A 23,947-nucleotide genomic window follows, 5' to 3' on the forward strand; every position below is an offset into this window, starting at 1 on the left:
TAATAACTATGAGTACTACAGTAAAAATTACAGCGGCTGAAGTAAATAAATTAAGACAAGCTACTGGTGCAGGTATGATGGACTGCAAAAAAGCATTAGTTGAAGCTGAAGGAGACTTTGATAAAGCTATTGAAGTTTTACGTAAAAAAGGTCAAAAAGTGGCTGCAAAAAGAGCTGACCGTGAGTCTAGCGAAGGTGCTGCTGTTTCTAAAATAAATGCAGACAACACTGCTGGTGTTGCTATTGTATTAGGTTGTGAAACTGATTTTGTTGGTAAAAACGAAAACTTTTTAGCACTTGCTAATCAATTGGCTGATATTGCTTTAAACTGCGATACTAAAGAAGCTTTTTTAGCTGCTGATTTTGATGGTATGACAGTTGCTGAAAAATTAATTGAGCAAACTGGAGTTGTTGGTGAAAAATTAGAAATCAACGGTTTTGAAAAATTAGAAGCTGCTTACGTTGGTACTTATGTACATATTAACAAAATTGCTGCTTTAGTTGGTTTATCTGCAAACGTTGATAAAGCTGAAACTTTAGCTAAAGATGTTGCTATGCAAATTGCATCTATGGGTGCAACTACATTATCTTACAAAGATTTTGATCCTGCTTACATTGCTGCAGAAACTGAAGCAAGAATTGCTGTTATTGAAAAAGATAATATTGAATTAGGTCGTTTAGGTAAAACACTTAAAAACGTACCTCAATATATTTCTATGGCACAATTAACTCCTGAAGTATTAGCTGCTGCTGAAGAAACTGCAAAAGCTGAATTAAAAGCTGAAGGTAAACCAGAACAAATTTGGGATAGAATTTTACCAGGAAAAATGGAGCGTTATATTTCTGACAATACAACTTTAGATCAAGAACAATGTTTATTAGACCAGAAGTTTATTAAAGATGAAAAAATAGACGTTGCTAAATATGTAGCATCTTACGGAGATGTTGCTTTAACAGGTTTTAAACGTGTTACTTTAGGATAAACCTATTTTCTGTGAAAGCAGAAATCTATAATATTAAACCACTATTCGTTTTGAGTAGTGGTTTTTTTATGCAAACAAGTCTATTAGCTAGGTGTTGTAACTGTTTTTGGCAGATTAATGCGGGAGAGATAGAAACGGCATCCTTTTTATATGCTTTCGTTTTATAAATAGAAAGTAATAAACATCATGCATTCCTTAGCTTAATTAAAATACTAAAACATACTTCATATAAAAAGATATAGTGGATAGCTCGCTTTTTATTTTTCATAAAAACCCGCCCAAAACTATTTTAACAATATTTAAAAACATAGATTGGTATTGCGCTTAATAAATTCAAAAAAATAAAAAATTTATGTAGCTTTGCTAAACTTTTGATTCCACTTTTGTGGACACCTGATAAACTACTCATGAAATATAAAAGAATACTCTTAAAACTATCTGGCGAAGCCTTAATGGGAAATCGTCAATACGGCATAGATCCAGACCGTTTAGCCGAATATGCTCAAGACATAAAAACAATTACAGATAAAGGTATTGAAGTTGCCATAGTTATTGGTGGCGGTAATATTTTTAGAGGAGTTGCTGGTGCTAGCAAAGGTATGGATCGTGTACAAGGAGACCATATGGGTATGCTTGCAACCGTTATTAATGGTTTAGCATTACAAGGTGCTTTAGAAGATGCTGGCATGCCAACAAGATTACAAACGGCTATTCAAATTAATGAAGTGGCTGAACCTTTTATTAGACGAAAAGCAATGCGTCATTTAGAAAAAGGACGTGTGGTAATTTTTGGTGGCGGAACAGGAAACCCTTATTTTACTACAGATTCTGCAGCCGTTTTACGTGCCATAGAAATTGAAGCCGATGTTATTTTAAAAGGTACGCGTGTAGATGGTATTTATAATGCAGATCCTGAAAAGGATGACAAAGCAATTAAATTTAATTTCATATCTTTTGATGATGTTTTACGTAAAGGCTTAAAAGTTATGGACACAACAGCTTTTACTTTAAGTCAAGAAAACGAATTACCAATTATTGTTTTTGATATGAATAAAAAAGGTAATTTACTGAAAGTGGTTTCTGGTGAAAATATAGGAACCGAAGTAAACGTATAGCATTTGGCGTAATTTTTGTATTTATTGAACTTTAAAGTTTAAAACAATGAACGAAGACATACAATTTATATTAGATAGCACAAAAGAATCAATGGATAATGCTATTAAGCATTTAGAAAAGCAATTCACTAACATTAGAGCAGGAAAAGCTAGTCCTGCAATGCTTGGTAGCGTTATGGTAGATTATTACGGGTCGCAAACACCACTAAGTCAAGTAGCCAATGTAAACACGCCTGATGGTAGAACCATTACAGTACAACCTTGGGAAAAAAATATGCTACAAGAAATTGAACGTGGTATTGCTTATGCTAACCTTGGTTTTAACCCTATGAATAACGGTGATACTATTATTATTAATGTACCACCTTTAACAGAAGAACGTAGACGTGATTTAGCAAAACAAGCAAAATCTGAAGCTGAAGATGCAAAAATAAGCGTAAGAACTGCTCGTAAAGATGCTAATAACGACATCAAAAAAACAGAAGATATATCTGAAGACCTTAAAAAAAATGGAGAAGCAGATGTACAACTTTTAACAGATAATTACGTTAAGAAAATTGATACTCTCTTTGAAGCTAAGGAAAAAGAAATCATGACAGTATAATTTGAAAAGCGACTAAATTGTCGCTTTTTTTATAAATTCATTCCTATTTTATTTAAATAAATGCTGAAGCATTGTTTTCTTTTTTTATTTATTCTTTGCTACACATTAACGTATAGTCAAACTGGCGATGCGCCAGTACGAGATTCCATTGGGAAAAGTGAATTTATTAAACACCTTGGAAACGGATACCTCCCTACAAAATACTTTAACTTCGATTTAAGGTATTTAATTAAATACAACCAATATGAAGCACTTAGAACTGGCATAGGAGGAATTACTAATGATGCTTTCTCAAAAAAATACCGTATAAATAGCTATTTAGTTTATGGGTTTAATGATCACAGATTTAAATACAGTATTGGTGGTAGCTTTAGATTAGCAGAAAAAACAAATACTTGGTTAAATATTTCATATACAGATGATTTACAAGAAACTGGTAGCACTAAATTTTTAACAGACAAGCGATTTTTTCAATTCTTTGAACCCCGCTTACTTAATATTGATTTGTTTCATAAACATATTACAAAATCAGTAGATTTAGAGCATCAATTAACACCCCATTTATTAACTGAGACTGAATTAGCAATAAGTAAAATAGATCCTACTTATAATTACAGTTATAACGTTAATGGCAACACCTTTGAAAACTTCGACTTAAGTATTGCAAAAATAGCACTTCAATGGAGCCCGTTTAGTAAATATGAAACTTCACCAGAAGGGTTTAAAGAAACTAAAGAAGGCTTTCCTAAATTTACATTACAGTATACCAAAAGTTTTAAAAATATATTTAAAAGTGATTTTAACTTTTCTAAATTAGATTTTAGAACCATTCATGAAATAGGAACAAAAGGTAATGGTTTAACAAAAATCACATTAGTTTCTGGTATAGCTAATGGAAATATACCCATAACTCATTTATACCATGCCTACCCAAACAACATAAATAAAGAGACCATTTTACAACGTTTCTCAGTTGCTGGATTAAATAGTTTTGAAACCATGTTTTTTAACGAGTTCTTTTCTGATAAATTTGGAACCCTTCAAATAAAACATTATTTAAAACCTTTTAATGTTACAGAACGTTTTAAACCTCAATTGGTTATAATAACACGCTATGCCATTGGCGACATGAAAAACCCTGTAAGACACCAAAACATTACTTTTGGCTCTTTAAAAAAGGGCTACACAGAATCTGGATTTGAATTTAATAAATTGTTATTTGGCTTCGGATTAAGCTTCACATACCGTTATGGCGCATATCACCTACCTGAATTTGGAGATAATGTTGCTTTTAAGTTTACATTTAACGTCTCTTTATGAGGTAATACACTCCTTTTTTCTACCTTTGCGCATCTTTTATACAAGGCATGTTTAAACTTTTTTCTAAAGACTTCTGGGACGTTATTGCAAGATTAATTTTGCGTAATAAAATTATCATTCTTATTGGTATCGTTATAATTACTTTACTATTTAGTACGCAATGGAAATACATGCGTTTTACGTATACCGAAGCTAATTTACTTCCTGATGATCATGAAGTAAACATGGTATATAATGACTTTCTACAAAAGTTTGGTGAAGAAGGAAACTTAATTGTAATTGGAGTAAAAGACACAACTCTATTTTCTGTAGAAAAATTAAACGCTTGGAATAAATTATCTCAAACCTTTAAAAAAGATTCTGCGGTAGAATCTGTTATATCTATAAAAGATTTACAAAAACTTGTAAAAGATACTAAAAACGAAAAATTTACTTTAGAACCTTTTATTAAGGACTCCATTTCTACAATTGAAGAAATAGAAGTCCTTCAAAACGAACTTTTTAACAAGTATCCTTTTTACGATAATTTCTTATTTAATAAAGACACAAAAACAATTAGAAGCGCCCTTTACTTAAACAAAGCCATTGTAAATACTGCTGCTAGAAAAGATTTTGTTGTTAATGTATTAATACCAAATATTGAAGCATTTGAGGCTAGATACAATTTAGATGTTAGAGTTTCGGGTATGCCCTATATTCGAACTTTAAATTCGCAAAATATTATTGAGGAAATTAACCTTTTTGTTATTGCTGCGTTATTGGTAACCTCATTAATTTTCTTTTTCTTTTTTAGATCGTTTAGAGCCACTTTTATCTCATTAATTGTAGTTTGTATTGGTGTTGCATGGACTTTAGGAATTATAGGCCTTTTAAAATACGAAGTCAGTGTTTTAACAGCGCTTATTCCTCCATTAATTATAGTTATTGGTATTCCTAATTGTATCTTTTTAATTAACAAATATCAGCATGAAGTAAAATTACACGGTAATAAAGTAAAATCGTTACAACGTGTTATTACAAAAATTGGGAATGCTACATTAATGACCAATGTTACTACTGCTTCTGGTTTTGCTACTTTTATTCTAACAGAAAGCTCATTATTAAAAGAGTTTGGGGTGGTAGCTTCATTAAGTATTATATCTATATTTATACTATGTTTATTAATTATACCTATTATTTACACGTTTTTGCCTTATCCTAAAGACAGACATTTAGAACATTTAAATAAAAAGTGGATTGGTGGATTTGTTAATTGGATGGAATGGATGGTTCGTAAAAAACGTATTGCTATTTACGTAACGTCTCTTATTCTTCTTGTTGCTAGTATTATTGGTATTTATCAAATAAAAATATCTGGTAGTTTAATTGAAGATATGCCACAGGATTCTGAATTTGTAAATGATATTCGTTTTTTTGAAAATGAATTTAATGGTATTATGCCGTTAGAAATCATGGTAGATACAAAGCGTAAGAAAGGCGTTATGAAACTTTCTACGCTAAAACGAATGAACGAATTAGAAGATTTAATTATTGAAACTCCAGAATTATCTAAACCAATATCTGTAGTAGGTTTAGTTAAATATTCTAAGCAAGCATACTACAACGGTAATCCAAAATTTTATCAATTACCAACATCTCAAGAAAACAGTTTCATCTTATCATATGCAAAAAACTCAACTTCAAATGTCGATTTACTGAATAACTTTGTAGATAAAACTGGTCAATATGCTCGTATCACAACCTTTATGAAAGATATTGGTACAGACAAAATGGAGCGTATTGAAGAAAACCTTCAAACTAAAATAGACAAAGTTTTTCCTAAAGAAAAATACGATGTTACCATGACAGGTAAAGCATTAGTATTTCAAAAAGGAACAAAATACTTGGTTAAAAACTTAGCCATTTCGTTATCACTAGCCATATTTTTAATATCAATTTTTATGGCTTATATGTTTAGGTCTGGACGTATGGTTATTGTTTCTCTTATACCCAACTTACTACCACTTGTTATTACTGCTGGCTTAATGGGATATTTAGGAGTTCCTATAAAGCCTTCAACTATTTTAGTTTTTAGTATTGCTTTTGGTATTTCGGTAGATGATACTATTCACTTTTTAGCAAAATACCGTCAAGAATTACAAGCTAATAACTGGAAAATTAAAACATCTGTGTATGGTGCTTTAAGAGAAACAGGCGTTAGTATGTTTTATACTTCTATTGTACTATTCTTTGGCTTTTCGGTATTTACAATTTCAAGCTTTGGTGGCACCGTAGCTTTAGGAGCCTTAGTTTCTGCAACGTTGTTATTTGCTATGTTATCTAACTTGTTATTACTTCCTTCATTATTATTATCGTTAGAACGTAGTATTGCGAATAAACAAGTACTTAGAAAACCCTCAATTAATATTATTCCAGAAGAGGACGAAACAGAACAATAAAGAAGTTAAAAAATTAAATTACAGATTTAAACATAATTATGTTAATTAAAACAAATTACTTGTAATTTTTGCAATTTATAATTTTAATTTTAACAATTTAAACCATTATATTTACATTTCAAAACAAGTATTTATGCAATTACGTACCGTTTCAGAATTATTAACACAAGACATTATATTACCTGAAGTAGAAATTAAAGGATGGGTTAGAACCTTTAGAGCTAATCGATTTATAGCTTTAAATGATGGTTCAACTATTAATAATATTCAATGTGTTTTAGATTTTGAAAATTTTGATGAAGCACTTTTAAAAAGAGTTACAACAGGTGCTGCTATTCATATTAAAGGCGAATTGGTTGAAAGCCAAGGCAAGGGTCAGAAAGTAGAAATACAAGTAAGTCACCTAGAGGTTTTAGGCGATTCAGATCCTGAAACATACCCTATTCAACCAAAAAAACACTCGTTTGAGTTTTTAAGAGAAAATGCACATTTACGTACTAGAACAAATACTTTTAGTGCCGTAATGCGTTTACGATCTACATTATCATTTGCTATTCATAAATATTTTAATGAAAACGGCTTTTATTATATGCACTCACCTATTATCACTGGGAGCGATGCTGAAGGAGCTGGAGAAATGTTTAAAGTTTCTAGTTTAGATTCTAAAAACCCGCCACTAGATGATGAAGGTAAAGTTGATTATTCTAAAGATTTCTTCGGAAAAGAAACCAACCTAACGGTATCTGGCCAACTAGAAGCAGAAACCTATGCCATGTCTTTAGGTAAAGTGTATACATTTGGACCTACTTTTAGAGCCGAAAACTCAAATACATCCCGTCATTTAGCAGAATTCTGGATGATAGAACCCGAAGTTGCTTTTATGGATTTAGCTGGTAATATGGATTTAGCTGAAGATTTCATGAAGTCTGTAATCACATATATTTTAGAACATAACCGTGAAGATTTAGAGTTTTTAAACAAACGTTTACTAGACGAAGAAAAAACAAAACCTCAAGCAGAACGCAGTGAGTTAAGTTTAATTGAAAAATTAAACTTCGTCACAGAAAACAACTTTAAACGTGTTAGTTATACTGAAGCTATTGATATTTTAAGAAATAGTAAACCTAATAAAAAGAAAAAATTTAAATATTTAATTAACGAGTGGGGCTGTGATTTACAAAGTGAACACGAACGCTTTTTAGTTGAAAAACATTTTAAATGCCCTGTTATTCTTTTTGATTATCCAGCAAATATAAAAGCTTTTTATATGCGTTTAAATGAAGATGGCAAAACGGTTAGAGCCATGGATATCTTATTCCCAGGTATTGGAGAAATTGTTGGTGGCGCACAACGTGAAGAGCGTTTAGATATCTTAAAAGAAAGAATGGCCGCTATTAATATCCCAGAAGAAGACCTTTGGTGGTATTTAGACTTACGTAAATATGGTACAGCTGTACATTCAGGTTTCGGGCTCGGTTTTGAGCGTTTAGTTATGTTTGCTACAGGAATGAGTAATATTAGAGATGTTATTCCTTTTCCTAGAACACCTCAAAATGCTGAATTTTAGTAAATTTTAAAAAAAAGGAATCTTGGCACGACTTTGGTATGCTAATTCCTTTTTTTATCTTTGAGCAACAACCTTAAATCTAAACATGCTTAAGCAATATTTACAATTTAAATTATCGCAAAAATTATCGCCGCAACAAATTCAATTAATGAAATTGATACAGTTGCCTACTCAAGCATTTGAACAACGTTTAAAACAAGAATTAGAAGAAAATCCAGCACTTGAAGGTGGCAAGGAGGATCTTGATAATGAGTTTGATGCTGATCTAGACAACACCAATGACATTAATGATAATGAAACGATAAATGCTGAAGATATTAATGTTGATGAATATTTAAGCGATGATGAAATTCCAGATTATCGCACACAAGCAAATAATTACAGTAGTGATGATGAAGATAAAACCATGCCGTATGCAGCTGGAACTTCTTTCACCCAACATTTAGTTAATCAATTAAACACCTATAGATTATCTGATGTGGAACGAGATATTGCTGAATTTTTAGTTGGCAGTGTAGATGAAAGCGGTTATATACGTCGCGATTTAAGTGATATTATGGACGATTTAGCGTTCACACAAAACGTTTATACCACAGAAGAAAGTATAGAAAAAGTTTTAAAAATAGTACACCAATTAGATCCTGCTGGAGTTGGTGCAAGAAACTTACAAGAATGCTTAAGCATTCAATTGCATAGAAAAGAGAAAACAGCAGATTGTGAATTGGCCATTAATATTATTGATAATGCTTTTGAGCAGTTCACTAAAAAACACTATAAAAAATTACTTCAGAAATTTAATATTTCAGAAGATCAATTAAAGGATGCAATTTCAAATATTGAACATTTAAATCCAAAACCAGGAGGTTCTTACGCTGGAAACAATAGAATTGTTGAACATGTGGTTCCTGATTTTGCAATTAAAATTGTTGAAGGCGAATTAGAGTTAACCTTAAACGGAAGAAACGCTCCAGAGCTTCATGTTTCTAGAGAATATAACAACATGCTAAATGGTTATAAAGAATCTAAAGACAAATCAAAATCACAAAAAGACGCCGTTACTTTTATAAAACAAAAGTTAGATGCTGCTAAGTGGTTTATTGAAGCTATAAAACAACGTCAACAGACCTTATTTATAACTATGAGTGCTATTATGCACTATCAAAGCGAGTATTTTTTAACAGGTGATGAGCGTAATTTAAAACCTATGATTCTTAAAGATATTGCAGATGAAATTTCTATGGATGTTTCTACAGTATCTAGAGTTGCAAATAGCAAATATGTTGACACACCTTATGGTACAAAATTGATAAAAGAATTCTTTTCTGAATCGATGAAAAATGACCAAGGAGAAGATGTTTCTACAAGAGAAATAAAGAAAATACTAGAAACGGTTATAGACGAAGAAGACAAGAAAAAACCATTAACAGACGAAACATTAGCGTCTATTCTAAAAGAAAAAGGATATCCTATTGCTCGTCGTACAGTAGCTAAATACAGAGAACAACAAGACATACCGGTAGCTAGATTACGTAAAAAAATATAATGAATTGGCTTTTAAAAAGTATATCGTATATTTTTCACCCCTTATTTATGCCTCTTTTAGGTGTTTGCTTTTATTTTTCGAAATCGCCTAGATATATACCCACTGAGATTAAACAAGCTAAAATAGTCTCTCTTATTATACTTACCGTAATTCTACCAATACTAATCTACTATTTGCTTAAAACTTTAGGAAAAGTAAAGTCTATTTATCTAAAAAACACAAATGAAAGGGTATATCCGTTAGCTCTTAATTGTGCTATTATTTTTATTGTAATACAACGTATTTTAACCCCAACTCAAGTACTAGAACTTTATTATTTCTTTGTTGGCTTATTAATTTCTACAATGACTTGTTTATTTCTTGCCCTTGTAAAGTTTAAAGCAAGTATACATATGATTTATGTATCAGGAGTATTTATGTTTTTTGTAGTCTTAAGTATTCATTTTAGTATTAACATTAATGGTACTTTGGCTTTAATGATGATTATAATTGGAGCCGTAGCAACTTCTAGATTACATTTAAAAGCTCATACTTATAAAGAATTAATTATGGGTTTATTTGTTGGCATAATACCGCAACTATTACTAGTTTCTTATTGGTTATAAAATATAAAACATTAAACCTACCTTAATAACATTCATATCTATTGACTTTCCATTTACTATGGCTTTATTAGAGAAAATAGAATTTAAAGCGTAATACATATAAACATTCCAAGTATTGTAGCCTACACTAAATGTTAAACCATACTGAAACTTATTAAAATCTTCAATATCGGTATATTTGAAACTACCCAAGTCACCTTTATATTTTGTACTGTGCGTAAACAAATACCCTAGTTTAAAACCAGTATAAATACGCCAAAAACTATATTCTGAAGGTGATGAAGTACGCCATCTAAATTCTAAAGGAAGTTCTATTAAATGTCTAGAAAATTTATTTTTAGTAAACGTATTTTCATCTAAAATATTATAAAATACAGTTCCTAAATCATCTTTACTTACAAATAAGTTTTCATTAAAAGAATTAACAGAATAACCTAGCCCTAAACCAATAGCTATATTTCTATTTTTATTAAAAGGCATATCTCTAATGAAACCTAAGTGAAAACCACCAGAAAACCCACTTTGAGACAACCACTTAGGTTTATTCCCAAATAAATTATTGGTTACACCTATATAAAATTGATCTTCGCGATAAAGTGAATCAATTTCTGTATTAACAACCTCTTGTGCATTAATAATTATTACAAAAAAAGTAACATAAATAAAAGTGAATAATTTCTTCATTGTAACTAATATTATTATAATATACCGAAAATAAAAAAGGGCATTCTATTAAAGAACACCCTTATATATTTAACAAATTAAGATTATTTTACTTAATTATTCAATGCATCTCCACTACCAGTTGTGTAGTTAATTTTTAATGCATTTACTTTTCTCAATTCTTGCTTAACATCTCCTACTATGCCCATATTAGCATCTTTATCTACTTTTAGGGAAACTGTTAAATAAGGAATAAGTTCTTCTCTTAATGCAGCTCTTTCTGCACCTATAAAAGCAGCTATATCAGTAACTTCAGCAAAATTATCATTTAATTGGATCCTTGCTTCAGTACCAAAATTCTTATAGTTATCACTAGGTTTTCCCATATATATATAACTAACAGGATTCTTTTTATCTAGTTTCTCTATTTGATTAGCCAAAGGTAATGCATTCTTTATCTTAAGTGTATCTTCTCTCATTACGGTAGCAACCATAAAAAAGAATAATAACATAAATACAATATCTGGTAATGATGCCGTATTAATTGGAGCTAACCCTCCATCCTTCTTCTTTTTAAATTTAGACATATTAATCTTTATTTATTTAATTCTAAATTATACTACTGTACTTCAGATAGTTTTTGAGGAATCTCTTCTTTAATTAAATCGATAACCGCTTTTAACTTATCCTTATTTCCAGGCCATTGAACACTTTTATAATTGGCTTGCATTTTAACAAAATCCATACCAGGAAAACCTTTAGATCCTCCAATTTGTAGTGCCCTTCTATTTCTTAACACATTATAAGCTGCAACTAATTCATTTTGTACAGATATATATGATGAATAAGAAGTTTCTCTATCATTAGCTAAAGAGATAATTGCTTTTACAGGATTATCAGAAGATGAAGAATTCTTACTTCCTTGACAAAAGCCACAAGAACCGTCTCCATTATTATCTAAAAAATCAACAGCCGCTTGTCTTAAATCTTTAAGTTCCATCACCTCATCTTCGACTAACAACTGATCATTTTTATTTATTATAACAGTAAATATATTCTTCTGTTTAATAACAACATCTTGTTCAGAGTCATCAATAGGTGGCAATTTTCGGTTGATACCAGAATCTTTTTCTATGGTAGTTGTTACCAAGAAGAAGATTAATAGTAAGAAAGCAATGTCGGCCATTGAGCCTGCATTAACTTCTGGTGCTGCTCTTTTTGCCATATTATTTTACCATTTTTTTAATTCCAAAAAACAACATAGATCCTGCTGCAATTAAAATAAGTGCATAGAATAAGTATAAACCTGCTCCCAATAATTGTGAACCTCCTGCTGATAAAGAACCTCCATCTTTTAATGGTGTTTCAACTCCATTAGCTAATCCGAAATAACATATAGCTGATAGTAAAGCGAAAATACCAACACCCTTTAAAGTGCTCTTTAGTTTATCTCCATCAGATACTATGTTTATCAAACTAAATACAACTACAAAAGCTAATGTTAAAAAGAAAACAATGTATCCTATATACATAAACGAATTTACAGATCCACTTGATTCCCCAGCTTTTATAGCTTCATCTCCTGCTGATATTATCATAGCTAGAAATACAATAGAAAGTATGCCTACAACCGCTAATAATATAGTTAATATTTTTTTCATCTGTTTAAATTTTATTGTGTTAATAAGTCAGATGTAATTCGCCAAAATCATATATAAGATTAATACAACCCTAATTATATATGGCTCATTTCATAATACTTACAATTTTAAATTATTACTTCTTGTTTCTAATTAACAAGTCCATTAATGTAATAGAAGAATCTTCCATATCATTAACTATGCTATCAATTTTAGCAATAATATAATTGTAAAAAATTTGAAGTATAATTGCTACAACTAAACCAAATACAGTTGTTAAAAGTGCTACTTTAATACCACCTGCTACTAAAGAAGGATTCATATCTCCAGCTGCTTCAATTTTATCGAATGCTTGAATCATACCTATTACAGTACCCATGAAACCAAGCATTGGCGCTAATGCAATAAATAAAGAAATCCAAGATACATTTTTCTCTAATTGCCCCATTTGTACACCACCATATGCTACAACTGCTTTTTCTGCAGCTTCTACACCTTCATCAACTCTATCTAAACCTTGATAGAAAATAGAAGCAATAGGTCCTTTCGTGTTTCTACAAACCTCTTTTGCTGCTTCAACACCACCAGATGATAATGCATCTTCAACAGATTGAGTTAATTTTTTTGAATTTGTAGTAGAAAGGTTTAAAAAGATAATTCTTTCGATAGCAATAGCTAAACCTAAAATTAAACATAAAAGCACTATTCCCATAAAACCTGGGCCACCTTCAATAAAACGTTTCTTTAATTCTTGATGAAACCCTAGCTCTTCAGCAGGTGCTGGATCAGCGTCTTGAGTTGTTGTTACAGTTGTTACTGCTGCACTAACACTAGTATTTGTAGTTGCATTAGCAGTTCCGAATGCCATCATTCCTGTGATAGCAAGGATAGAAAATAATCTTTTCATGTTCTCGTTTCTTAATTTTATTAGTTAAAGTGTTAAAGATATAAAAAATAAAGTAATTAAAAGGAAAAAATAACAGCAGAGAGAAAGGGATTCGAACCCTCGATACGCTATTAACGCATACACGCTTTCCAAGCGTGCGCCTTAAGCCACTCGGCCACCTCTCTGTATTTTAAACATCACTTAAATTACAGGGCATGAAATAACGAAAAAAAGTTTAAAAGCTAAAATTTTATCAGTTAAATTTAGGACATTTCTCCCCTAATCGATTTTTCAAACATTCCTTTAAATTTTTCACTTGAAATATTTTGCCCCAACATAAACATTAACTTTGCAATTGCTGCTTCTGTAGTTATATCTTTTCCCGATATAACACCAATCTCTTTTAGCTGATTACTAGTCTCATAGTGCCCCATCATAACACTACCACCGGAACATTGTGTTATATTAACAATATAAATTCCTTTTGAAATTGCTTCTTTTAAAATATCGATAAACCATTTTTCTGTGGTACAATTTCCAGAGCCAAAAGTTTCAATTATGACTGCTTTTAGCTTCGATGTACTAATAATCCCTCTAATTATTGACTCAGAAATACCCGGAAATAGCTTTATGAGCGCGATATTGTTGTCTAACTTCTTATAAACTTGCAAGGTTTTATTCAAATTAGGCTTGAATAAATACTTATTATTAATTTTTAAATGCACTCCAGATTCTGCTAAATCTGGATAATTAAAAGAGGCGAATGCTTGAAAATTTTCTGCATTAATTTTTGTAGTCCTATTTGCTCGATATAATTTATACTCAAAATACAAACAGACTTCCTTTATTAAAGGTTTGCCTTCGCTTTTTAAAGAAGCGACCTGAATAGAGGTTATTAAGTTCTCTTTAGCATCGGTACGCAAATCGCCAATTGGTAATTGCGAACCTGTAAAAACGACAGGTTTTGCTAAATTATCTAACATAAAACTTAAACCAGATGCTGTATAGCTCATAGTATCACTTCCGTGTAAAACAACAAAACCATCAAACTTTTCGTAATTTGTTTCTATAAGCTCTGCTATTTGCACCCAATACTCAGGTTTCATATTACTAGAGTCTATTGGCTCAAATGAAGCTGTATCTATATTACAATCTAATAATTGTAACTCTGGTATTTTCTCAAGAAGTGTTTTAAAATCGAAAGCCTTTAACGTTCCCGTTTTAAAATCTTTAATCATACCTATAGTACCACCTGTATATATAAGCAATATGTTAGCTTTTGATTTATTCATACTTTAAACTTTAAAAACGTTTTTTGAGTTTTGAGTTGTAATAGTTGCAACTTCTTCTGGAGTCCTATTATATAGGACAGCTAATTTCTCTAACACCTTTATAATATATGCACTTTCATTTCGCTTCCCTCTATATGGTGTTGGTGCTAAATATGGCGCATCGGTTTCTAAAACTATGTCATTTAAATCTATTTGATTTAAAAACTGATCTATTTTTCCATTCTTAAAAGTAGCCACACCGCCAATTCCTAATTTTAAATTATAAGAAATAGCTTGACGTGCTTGTTCTAAAGTTCCGGTAAAACAATGAAAAACGCCAAATAAATCATCGCTTTTCTCACTCTCTAAAACCTCAAAAACTTCATAAAAAGCATCTCTACAATGTATATTAATTGGCAACTGATACTTTTTTGCTAATTGAATTTGATATTTAAAGGCTTCTTTTTGAATTTCTAATGTTGATTTATCCCAGTACAAATCAATACCAATTTCGCCTACTGCATAAAATTTTCGGCTTGCAAGCATCTCTTCAACATGCTTTAACTCTTCTTTATAATTCTCTTTTACATGCGTAGGGTGCAACCCCATCATTAAAAAAACATTCTCTGGATACTCTTTTTCAAGCTGAAGCATCGATTCGGTATACGTTGAATCGATTGCTGGAATAAAAAATCTGGAAACACCTTGTTCTATAGCACGACTCATCATGCCGCTTCTATCTTCTTCAAATGCTTCACTATATAAATGTGTATGTGTGTCTGTAATAATCATGCGGTAAAAGTAAAAAAGTCATCTAATTTAAGATGACTTTTTTATAATTTATATTTTCAACAATAAAGCTTGCAACGGTAAAAACTAATCTAGTTTCTTAATAAGTTTTTGAGCTTGTTTATAATCATCGGCATCTTCTGGAATTGTTTTCAAAATTTCTAAACATGCTTTTTCATCTTTCTGCTTTAACTTACTTAAAGCTAAATACCATGCTCCTTTATATTTATAAGCCGATTTTCCTTCTTTTAAATCCTCTAATAAACCATCTGCAATTTCAAAATTATTCAATTCAATATTAGAAATAGCACTGTAAAGTATCAATTCTGAATTTTCACTATCTAATTCAATTAAGCTTTTAAAAGCATGTTCAGCCTTAGCAAATTCTTTATTATTAAATGCATTTTCGGCAGTTTGCAATAATGCATCATTCGCGCCTCTAACCGTTAAACTTATGGCATCATAACTCGCATAATCGCCATAGGTAGGATTTGAAAATTGATTAAATGTAAAAACACCAATTAACAATGCAACACTTGCTGCTATGGCATATTTAAAAAGGTTAAATGTTTTAGGCTTTATTGTGTTCTTTTCAACATTTTTCTGATTGCTAAAATGTTTATTAGATATCTTTTTCAAATTCTCTTGAAACACATTTGATGCTGTTTCATTTTCAAATTTATGTTCTAAAAAAGAAGACAGTCCTTTATATGTAATGAAAGCTTGATTAAATTCTGGTTCATTTTTTAATCGTGTTTCAAAAGTAACTACATGCTCCTTTGCCATTTCTTTAGAAAGGTAGGCTTCAAACTCTATGTAATTTTGATCGTTCATAGCAATTAATTATTAAGTTGGTTAAATTTAGGCGACTCTTGAACCAGTTCGGTTAATTTACCAATACATAAAGACTTCTTTTTTCTAGCATAAGCATAGGTAACACCTAAACTTTTAGCGACTTCTTCCATAGATTTTATTTTGAAAGTTGCCGTTAATAAATCTTTACAAGCAGTTCCTAACTTGCTAAACATTTCTGTAAATAACGCTTGTTTTTCGCCAAATACAAATGTTTCAAACGCTAGTTCTTGAGCCTCGTCACCTTTAGATAACACTTCTTCATTAATTGTTACCTCTTTATTAGAAGATTTTTTTAATTCGTTTAACCACTTACGCTTACATAACAAAAAGAAGTAAGCATCAAAAGGACAGGTTAATTGCAACTTTTTCTCTAGGGCTTGATTGTATATCGTAATCAATGTTTCTTGTATAACATCTTGAGCTTTATCTGTACTTCCACTATTCTGCTTAATATAATTAACCACTTTGGGCACAAACTTATCATATATAGACTGTATAATAAATGAGTTGTTTTGCAGCAATCCGTCTATATATTTCTGGTCTTCATGTATTTTTTTTTCACTCATTAACCCTTGTATTTGCTACTAAAGTAAAAAAACTTTCAAATAAAAGGGTAACAATTTTTAAATGGTTTTGATATAAGGGTGTAACAGTCAAAAATTAAGACTCAACAAAAAATTTAATTAAACCATAAAAATTAAAAATCATGAAGAAATCAATTTTAATTATCGCAACAGTAGCATTATCAATATTAAACGTAAACGCTACAAATGAAAAAACGACACGTAACACTTCAACCGAAGTTGTAGAAATCACAAAAAACAACATTGCTCAAGTTTTCGATTGGAACGTTGAAACAAACAAAGGCAAATACTCTGGGACATCGCTTTCTCTTGAAAATGCAAAAAAGATGATTGCTTTATCTAGTTCTGGCGAAATTGTTTTTGCTAAAAAAATTCAAAGTTATTTAGTATTAAAATCTGAAGTAAACGCTAAAAGAAATTATTTCTGGGAAGTTGAAACGGCTTCAGGGCACGCAAAAGGATATGCATCTTCTAAAGACTATGCTAACAAAATGATACAATTAGTAGCCTCTGGTGACGCTGTGATCTCAAAAATAATCATAAGTCAACCTCAACAATAAAAAAAATTAAAAAATAAATATCAAAACAGGGTAACAAAATAATTGCCCTGTTTATATAAAGATGAATAATAATTTAAAAACTTTAACCATGAAAAATTTAAAACACATTTTAGGAACATTAGTAATGACAGCGTTAATATTTACAAGCTGTAGTAAAGAAGAAGGTATTGACAACGATTGCGATGGGCTATGCGTAGCAACTGCAAACGATTTTAATAACATAAAAGATGCCGCATTAGAGGAGCTAACACAAGACTTTAAATTTAACGCAGAAGATGGCAACATTACTTTAACATCAGAAAATGGTGTAAGCATATACATTAACGGATCATGTTTAACGCTAAACGGAAACGCCGTTACAGGAGAAGTAAATTTAGAATTTGTAGAGCTTTTTGAAAAAGGAAATATGCTTGTTACAAATAAGCCAACCATGGGCGTTTTACCAAATGGAGACAAAGCCTTATTAATTTCTGGTGGTGAGTTTTTTATTGAAGCAACTCAAAACGGAAACGTTCTTGAAACAAATTGCGACATCCAATTAGGAATTCCAACAGATTTAACTGGAGGAGTAGACAATGATATGATTATGTGGGATGGTACAATTGACGAAGATGGCAACCTTGCCTGGAACGAAAACAAACGTGATGGAGCAAATGGACAAGGAGGTGTATTTGCAGAAGGCAACCAATACTATGCTTTTATAGGTGATTTTGGATGGTCTAACGTCGATAGATTTTACAATGATCCGCGTCCAAAAACAACCATTTTAGTTGATGTACCAGAAGGATACGATAATACAAACTGTTCTGTGTTTTTATCTTACGATGGGGAGGATACTGGTCTTGCTAATTTAGATACTTATGATGCTGGTTCAGGTTTATTCAGCGAACACTACGGTCAAATTCCTATCGGATTAGAATGTCATGTCATATTTGTAACAGAAGATGCTAACGATTGGAAATATGCTATACAAGCAGTAACCATAGTTGATAATGGAGTAATAACAATAACAGACGGAGAAACCTCAACAGTAACACAAGCGCAATTAACAACCATTATTAATGGTTTACCATAAACATCTACACATTTAATTACCTGCTTAATATTTTGCCCAATTTTTAACCTATTTATTTAAAACCAGGAGCACTTTGCTTCTGGTTTTTACTTTTAACAATTATTTGGGTGCTACCACAAAAGTCGCACTTTATTCGTGTTTTATTGTTTTAAATAATAGACTCATGAATATAAATATTTCGGCAGTCGCTTCCTGATAAAAAATCAGGAGGGCTTCAATAAATGCCTTAATCCCTAGCTCAAAAAACAGATGTAAATAGGTAACAAAACAAAAACAGAATTGATATAAATATGTATACTATGAAAAAACCTATTTACATATTAATATTAGTCATCCTCATACTCTTAGTTATAAGTGCCCATATTGTTATTATAGTTACTAATTATAATACGTCGTAAAAAGTAATCTCTTTTGTATATTTAACAACAACTAAACACCAAATGTATCATGAAAAAATACATCGTCATATTTCTATTCTTCACCTTTACCCTATATAGCAGCTCACAAGAACTCGTTAATGATACCATTACAAGAACCGCTACTATAAAAGCAAATGTAAATGGCAACTCGGTAATTTTAACACCAGAAACACCTGCCTTAAATCAAATTGCAGGAGCACCAAAAGCTTTTTACACCCATTACTGGGAATTTGGAGATGGCCAATATAGCAAAGAAGAAACCCCGAAACACATTTATAAAAAAACAGGCGAATACGACATAAAACTTTGGGCAACCAATAATTACGATACTGGTAAGCCTCCTACAACAAGACCTAAAAAAATAGCTGTAAATACGATTTCTGAAGACTATGAAGACTTAGCAATAATGAATGATGATTTTACATTAAAACGCAACAGAGAACCTGTGCCTAATGAAGAAATAGTAACTATTTTAAGCTATAAAAACACTAAAAATTACGCTACAAACGGAAAAATATATCTGTTTTATAACGAACTAAAATATAAGGCCAATAATTTCGAATTAATTGAAACTAGAACCCATCATAATGAAAAGAAGATTTCAACTGATGCTTTTGCTTTCACTAGACAAATTGATGATGATAAAACTCATTTAGCATCATTACATTCAAATATTATTAATGATGTTCAAATTGAGCAAGATTCAACCATAAAAACAAACTTACCGTTAACTCTATCAGAATCTAAATCTTATTACAAGGATTGGAGTGTTTTAGAATTTGATAATATGCAACCCAAAGAAGAACGTAATATATTCTTTAGTCTAAAAACAACTCCAGAAATGGTTAAAGATACTAGTGCCATTATATCTGTAAGAGGCATTTATGTTCCAGATGGTAATTATGACAACCATAAAGTTAAAGATATGGAAATGGAGATTGTAACCTCTCACGCCCCAAATAAAATGTCATCAAACGGTACTTTTATGAATTATAGATTGGTGCGTTTTAAAACTTTAAAATACAAGATTAAGTTTCAAAATAACGGAGAAGGACCAGCAAATACAATCTGTTTAGAAACCGACATTCCTGAGATGCTAGACAAATCTACTTTAGAGGTAGTAGACATGTACCCAAAATGCGACATTTGCCCAAAACGGGAGGTTTTATATAGCTGCTTAGATACAACCTATACAGATACGCAGGCAATTTTCACTTTTAAAAACATTTATTTACCCGGAAGTGAACAAAAGAATGTCAAAGAATACGATTCTACCAAAGGTTTTGTAAAATACAAAATCAAGTTTGCAAAAGATTTTCATAAGAAAAAAACAAAAAGTAGAACAGCTATTATTTTCGACAAAAACGACCCAATAATTACCAATTACTCTACCACGCGTTTTTTACCAGGTATTTCTATTGGCGCCAAAGTTGGAGTTAATTCGTTTTCAGATTTAAAGAATTCTGAAAGTTACTTTTTTGGAGCAACATTGTCGCCTTACAAATCATATCGTTGGTATTGGCAAATAGAATTAATGAATAATTTTCATAATTACGATGCTAATACAGCCATAAAAGAAGAGTTTATACAAGACGCACAAGGCTTTCGTTTTTTACAACGTACCACAACAAACTCATCATATAAAAATATAGATTGGGACATACCTGTTTTAATGCGTTACAATATTAATAACTATATAGGTCTTGGAGCGGGTTTAAATAATACTATTTCTATTAGCGAAAAACAAGAGCAGGCTATTTTAATTGAACAATTTGAAGGAGACAAACCTGATGCTCCTATTTTCAATACCATTGAAGAAACAAACAGTGAAACAAATTCATTCTCTAATATAAGAACAGGACTATTGTTTGAAGCTACCGCCGGTTTTGCAAGAATTGGTCCTAGTCTAGGCGCGCGATATATCATGAATTTTGAAGACAACTTTAATTATTGGCAATTTTATGCCATCTGGAAATTCTGAAGCTAAGTCTTATTAGGCACACATTTATGAAAAAACTTGCTTTTCTTGTATTTTTAATATCCTCATTTGGGTTTTCACAAAACCTTGAAGAAACCATTTATGTAGCTGCCGAAACATTTATAGCAAATCAAAATGAAACAACACTTAAAATATTAAACACGCAAGAAACCCATTTTAAAAACCAAGTAAAAACAAAAGACGAGCAATTAGCTTTGGTTTTTTTGCAATGTCATAAAGGATCTTATCTTAATAAACATTCTAAACTAAAAGATGCTATTAAAACTTTTGAAGATGCTTTAAATCGATTTAATAATAACAACCTTTCTAAGTTTTCAGACTTCGATATTACAGAAAGCTGCTTAAAACCATTAGGAAATCTTTACATTAAAACAGCCGATTTTACTAACGCCAAAAGCACCATAAACCAATACATTTTTTTAGCAAAAAAAGAAAAAAACATCAAGCATCAAATTAGCGGCGCTATTAATTTAGCAAAACTTTTTCAAGTTCTTGGTGATCACAAATCGGTTATAAAGATAATTGAGAACGCTCTAAACCTACCTCATATTCCTGCTTCAAAAAAAGCTAATTTAATAAGTATAAAAACCACAAGCCAGCTCGCTTTAAATGATTTTGAAATCACATCACATCACAATCCTCTATCTCATTCTTCATCATTCGATATTGAAAAAAACAACAGCCTTATTGAAATTAAAAAAGGAAATTTTAAAAATGCCTTAGTTCATTTTAATAAAGCAAAATCGCTTTTAAATGAAGCTAAGTTAGATTCACGTTCTTTAGCTAAATTTCATTTTCAAGAAGCACAACTATATTATTTATTAGAAGTTAAAAACAAAGCTTTAAAAAGCCTAAAAACAGCCTTAAAAATATTATCACCAAACTATAAAGCTGATGGTTTACCAAATAAAAGCCAATTGTATGCAGAAAATACCTTTATAGATATTTTTGATTTATATGCAGTACTTCAATCTAATCCTGATGATGCTCTCAATAGTTATGATTTAAGTTTTCATGTTTCAAATTTATTAGGAAATAACTGGACTTCACAAGAAACAAAAATTCTAAACGAAACTGAGAATAGAATCAGAAGTGAAAAATGCATCAACATCCTTTTTGATTATTACAATCAAACTAAAAATAAAGACCTATTATTTAAAGCACTTCAATATTCTGAAAACAATAAAGTATCTACTTTAAAAGAGATTTTTCAGAAAAAATTACGCTTACAATACTTTCCTAATGATAGTCTTTTAAACAAAGAATTTAATCTTTTAAAAGAGCAAGAACGTATTACAACGCTTTTAATAAAAGAGCTATTAGAGAGTAACAACGCTTCAAACATTAACACCCTAAATAAAACATTAGGAGATCTTAATTTTCAATTAAAAACTATAAAAGAAGCCATTAACCAAAAACATCCTAAAGAAGAAACCTCCTTTTCATTAAAAACAATACAGAGCAAATTATCACAAGATAACACAGCCTTAACCGAATACTTTTTTGGCAAAAACAACTTATATCAATTTATAGTTTCTAAAGACGATATTATTCTAAATAAAATTCCTCTAGATGAAAAAAGCAAAAGTGAAATACTACATTTTATTCACCTTTTTGATAATCCATCTATAATAAATAATGACATTTCAAATTATACAAAACAAGCTTTTAACCTATATAAGCTATTAAATTTTAACAAGCTTTCATCTTATAAAAACAAAATAATAATCCCAGATGGCTCATTAAATTTCATGCCTTTTGAAGCGCTATTAACATCTCCAACAAATACACCTTCGTTTTCAAAAATGCCCTTTGTTGTAAAAAAACATAATATTATATATAACACAAGTATTTTATTTTATCTAAATGAAATAGAAAAAAGTAAAAACGACAAAGTACTTGGTTTTTTTCCTGTATTTGAAAACACAAATCAATCACTAAGTTATTCCATTGACGAAGCAAAGGCGATTGAAAAACAAATGACTTCAAAACTGTTTATGAATGCCAATGCTACTAAAAGTAATTTTATAGAAAACGCTTCTCAATATGGCATTATTCATCTTTCAACACATGCAAGTGCTGGTAATTCAATAACACCTGCAAGTATGCAATTCTATGATGAAAACTTATTATTAAATGATCTGTATAGCATGAATCTATCTGCAAACCTAGTGGTTATGAGTGCTTGTGAAACAGGTGTTGGAATACAACGCAAAGGTGAAGGCGCTATGAGTATGGCTCGTGGTTTTCAATACGCAGGTGCAAAAAATCTATTATTCTCTTTATGGCAAATAAACGATTTATCTACATCGCAAATTATGAAATCGTTTTACAAAGAATATAACAACAATAAATCTGGTTACATTTCTAATCACCTTTCAAAAATCACCTATTTAGAAAATGACACCATTACTAACGCAAAAAAATCGCCTTATTATTGGAGCGCTTTTGTGTTTTATGGATCGGTAACCGAACCCGTATCAAATAACACCTTATTTTATATTTTAATTGGGGTTGTAATTATTTTGATTATAGTATTTTTAGCCCTTAAACTAAATAAGCATGCAAGAAACACTTCAAGACTTTCTTCTTAAGAAAAACTATTCTAAAATTAAATTAAAGCTCACCAAAACCAACCATTTTGAAATTAAAGCAACCATAAATGGACATAAAGGTTTATTTATTTTAGATACTGGAGCATCAAGTTCTTGTGTTGGCTTTGAAGCTGTTGACACTTTTAACCTAAAAGTTAAAGATTCTGAAATTAAAGCTGCCGGAGCTGGAGCAACAGACATGGACACCAAAATGTCTAAAAAAAATAAAGTTAAAATAGGAAAATGGAAAAACGATAAAGTTGTTTTAGTATTATTTAATCTTACTCATGTAAACACAGCTTTAATTAATCATAATTCAAAACCTGTAGATGGTATTATTGGCGCCGACATTTTAAAAAAAGGAAAAGCCATTATAGATTATGAAAAGAAGTACCTGTATCTAAAATTATAAAATTCGTTATATTTACACATAGTTA

22 protein-coding genes and 1 tRNA gene are annotated in these 23,947 nt (G+C 30.7%); 13 read left to right on the forward strand and 10 right to left on the reverse strand.

All coding sequences use genetic code 11. The features are described from left to right. Window positions 1–8 precede the first annotated feature (8 nt). The 8 genes from tsf (at window position 9) to ACH5TX_RS05235 (ending at window position 10,175) form a co-directional block, all read left to right on the forward strand. The gene (gene tsf, locus ACH5TX_RS05200) at window positions 9–983 is read left to right on the forward strand and encodes a translation elongation factor Ts (RefSeq protein ID WP_439336065.1); all 975 of its coding nucleotides are present in this window, start codon (window positions 9–11) and stop codon (window positions 981–983) included. A 407-nt stretch (window positions 984–1,390) separates the two neighbouring features. Continuing rightward, a complete protein-coding gene (pyrH, locus tag ACH5TX_RS05205; RefSeq protein WP_439338654.1) occupies window positions 1,391–2,098 on the forward strand; it encodes a UMP kinase in 708 nt (235 codons plus the stop codon). 46 nt (window positions 2,099–2,144) lie between these two features. Then, complete coding sequence (gene frr / locus ACH5TX_RS05210) at window positions 2,145–2,702, forward strand: ribosome recycling factor (protein ID WP_439338476.1); 558 nt, start codon at window positions 2,145–2,147, stop codon at window positions 2,700–2,702. Between the two features lie 60 nt (window positions 2,703–2,762). Then, window positions 2,763–4,022 (forward strand): DUF5686 family C-terminal domain-containing protein, encoded by a 1,260-nt coding sequence (locus tag ACH5TX_RS05215; RefSeq protein WP_439338477.1) that lies wholly within the window; start codon window positions 2,763–2,765, stop codon window positions 4,020–4,022. Between the two features lie 47 nt (window positions 4,023–4,069). Beyond that, complete coding sequence (locus ACH5TX_RS05220; protein WP_439338478.1) at window positions 4,070–6,460, forward strand: efflux RND transporter permease subunit; 2,391 nt, start codon at window positions 4,070–4,072, stop codon at window positions 6,458–6,460. 133 nt (window positions 6,461–6,593) lie between these two features. Then, on the forward strand, window positions 6,594–8,027 hold the full coding sequence (gene asnS, locus ACH5TX_RS05225) for an asparagine--tRNA ligase (protein WP_439338479.1): 1,434 nt from the start codon (window positions 6,594–6,596) through the stop codon (window positions 8,025–8,027). Between the two features lie 85 nt (window positions 8,028–8,112). After that, a complete protein-coding gene (rpoN, locus tag ACH5TX_RS05230) occupies window positions 8,113–9,570 on the forward strand; it encodes an RNA polymerase factor sigma-54 (RefSeq protein ID WP_439338480.1) in 1,458 nt (485 codons plus the stop codon). Then, on the forward strand, window positions 9,570–10,175 hold the full coding sequence (locus tag ACH5TX_RS05235; RefSeq protein ID WP_439338481.1) for a hypothetical protein: 606 nt from the start codon (window positions 9,570–9,572) through the stop codon (window positions 10,173–10,175). The genes rpoN and ACH5TX_RS05235 overlap by 1 nt, the downstream gene beginning before the upstream one ends. Here ACH5TX_RS05235 and ACH5TX_RS05240 read toward each other — a convergent pair. The 10 genes from ACH5TX_RS05240 to ACH5TX_RS05285 all read right to left on the reverse strand — a co-directional run bounded on the left by ACH5TX_RS05240 (window position 10,170) and on the right by ACH5TX_RS05285 (window position 16,845). Continuing rightward, window positions 10,170–10,859 (reverse strand): porin family protein, encoded by a 690-nt coding sequence (locus tag ACH5TX_RS05240; protein ID WP_439338482.1) that lies wholly within the window; start codon window positions 10,857–10,859, stop codon window positions 10,170–10,172. The genes ACH5TX_RS05235 and ACH5TX_RS05240 overlap by 6 nt on opposite strands. 92 nt (window positions 10,860–10,951) lie before the next feature. Further along, the gene (locus ACH5TX_RS05245; RefSeq protein ID WP_439336074.1) at window positions 10,952–11,425 is read right to left on the reverse strand and encodes an ExbD/TolR family protein; all 474 of its coding nucleotides are present in this window, start codon (window positions 11,423–11,425) and stop codon (window positions 10,952–10,954) included. A 32-nt stretch (window positions 11,426–11,457) separates the two neighbouring features. Then, window positions 11,458–12,063 carry an ExbD/TolR family protein gene (locus ACH5TX_RS05250; protein WP_439338483.1) on the reverse strand — a complete coding sequence of 202 codons (606 nt, stop codon included), beginning with the start codon at window positions 12,061–12,063 and terminating at the stop codon, window positions 11,458–11,460. Between the two features lies 1 nt (window position 12,064). Further along, entirely contained in the window at window positions 12,065–12,499 is a 435-nt protein-coding gene (locus ACH5TX_RS05255) for a hypothetical protein (RefSeq protein WP_439338484.1), read from the reverse strand. A gap of 115 nt (window positions 12,500–12,614) precedes the next feature. After that, window positions 12,615–13,385 carry a MotA/TolQ/ExbB proton channel family protein gene (locus ACH5TX_RS05260; protein WP_439338485.1) on the reverse strand — a complete coding sequence of 257 codons (771 nt, stop codon included), beginning with the start codon at window positions 13,383–13,385 and terminating at the stop codon, window positions 12,615–12,617. A 76-nt stretch (window positions 13,386–13,461) separates the two neighbouring features. Then, a tRNA-Ser gene (locus ACH5TX_RS05265) sits at window positions 13,462–13,549 on the reverse strand. A 78-nt stretch (window positions 13,550–13,627) separates the two neighbouring features. Then, a complete protein-coding gene (locus ACH5TX_RS05270; RefSeq protein WP_439338486.1) occupies window positions 13,628–14,656 on the reverse strand; it encodes an asparaginase in 1,029 nt (342 codons plus the stop codon). Between the two features lie 3 nt (window positions 14,657–14,659). Next, complete coding sequence (locus tag ACH5TX_RS05275; RefSeq protein ID WP_439338487.1) at window positions 14,660–15,427, reverse strand: TatD family hydrolase; 768 nt, start codon at window positions 15,425–15,427, stop codon at window positions 14,660–14,662. An 84-nt stretch (window positions 15,428–15,511) separates the two neighbouring features. Further along, complete coding sequence (locus ACH5TX_RS05280) at window positions 15,512–16,258, reverse strand: tetratricopeptide repeat protein (protein ID WP_439338488.1); 747 nt, start codon at window positions 16,256–16,258, stop codon at window positions 15,512–15,514. Between the two features lie 5 nt (window positions 16,259–16,263). Next, the gene (locus ACH5TX_RS05285) at window positions 16,264–16,845 is read right to left on the reverse strand and encodes an RNA polymerase sigma factor (RefSeq protein WP_439338489.1); all 582 of its coding nucleotides are present in this window, start codon (window positions 16,843–16,845) and stop codon (window positions 16,264–16,266) included. 140 nt (window positions 16,846–16,985) lie between these two features. On the opposite strand from ACH5TX_RS05285, the gene ACH5TX_RS05290 reads away from it, so the two are divergent. The 5 genes from ACH5TX_RS05290 (at window position 16,986) to ACH5TX_RS05310 (ending at window position 23,922) form a co-directional block, all read left to right on the forward strand. Next, complete coding sequence (locus ACH5TX_RS05290; RefSeq protein WP_439338490.1) at window positions 16,986–17,423, forward strand: hypothetical protein; 438 nt, start codon at window positions 16,986–16,988, stop codon at window positions 17,421–17,423. A gap of 88 nt (window positions 17,424–17,511) precedes the next feature. Continuing rightward, window positions 17,512–18,498 carry a hypothetical protein gene (locus tag ACH5TX_RS05295; RefSeq protein ID WP_439338491.1) on the forward strand — a complete coding sequence of 329 codons (987 nt, stop codon included), beginning with the start codon at window positions 17,512–17,514 and terminating at the stop codon, window positions 18,496–18,498. Between the two features lie 447 nt (window positions 18,499–18,945). Then, window positions 18,946–20,898 (forward strand): PKD domain-containing protein, encoded by a 1,953-nt coding sequence (locus ACH5TX_RS05300; protein WP_439338492.1) that lies wholly within the window; start codon window positions 18,946–18,948, stop codon window positions 20,896–20,898. Window positions 20,899–20,924: 26 nt separating this feature from the next. Continuing rightward, entirely contained in the window at window positions 20,925–23,510 is a 2,586-nt protein-coding gene (locus ACH5TX_RS05305) for a CHAT domain-containing protein (protein WP_439338493.1), read from the forward strand. Beyond that, on the forward strand, window positions 23,479–23,922 hold the full coding sequence (locus ACH5TX_RS05310; RefSeq protein WP_439338494.1) for a retropepsin-like aspartic protease family protein: 444 nt from the start codon (window positions 23,479–23,481) through the stop codon (window positions 23,920–23,922). Before ACH5TX_RS05305 ends, ACH5TX_RS05310 begins: the two co-directional genes overlap by 32 nt. Window positions 23,923–23,947: the final 25 nt, after the last annotated feature.

It is taken from the genome of Thalassobellus citreus, assembly GCF_044385915.1.
Taxonomy (GTDB): domain Bacteria; phylum Bacteroidota; class Bacteroidia; order Flavobacteriales; family Flavobacteriaceae; genus Thalassobellus; species Thalassobellus citreus.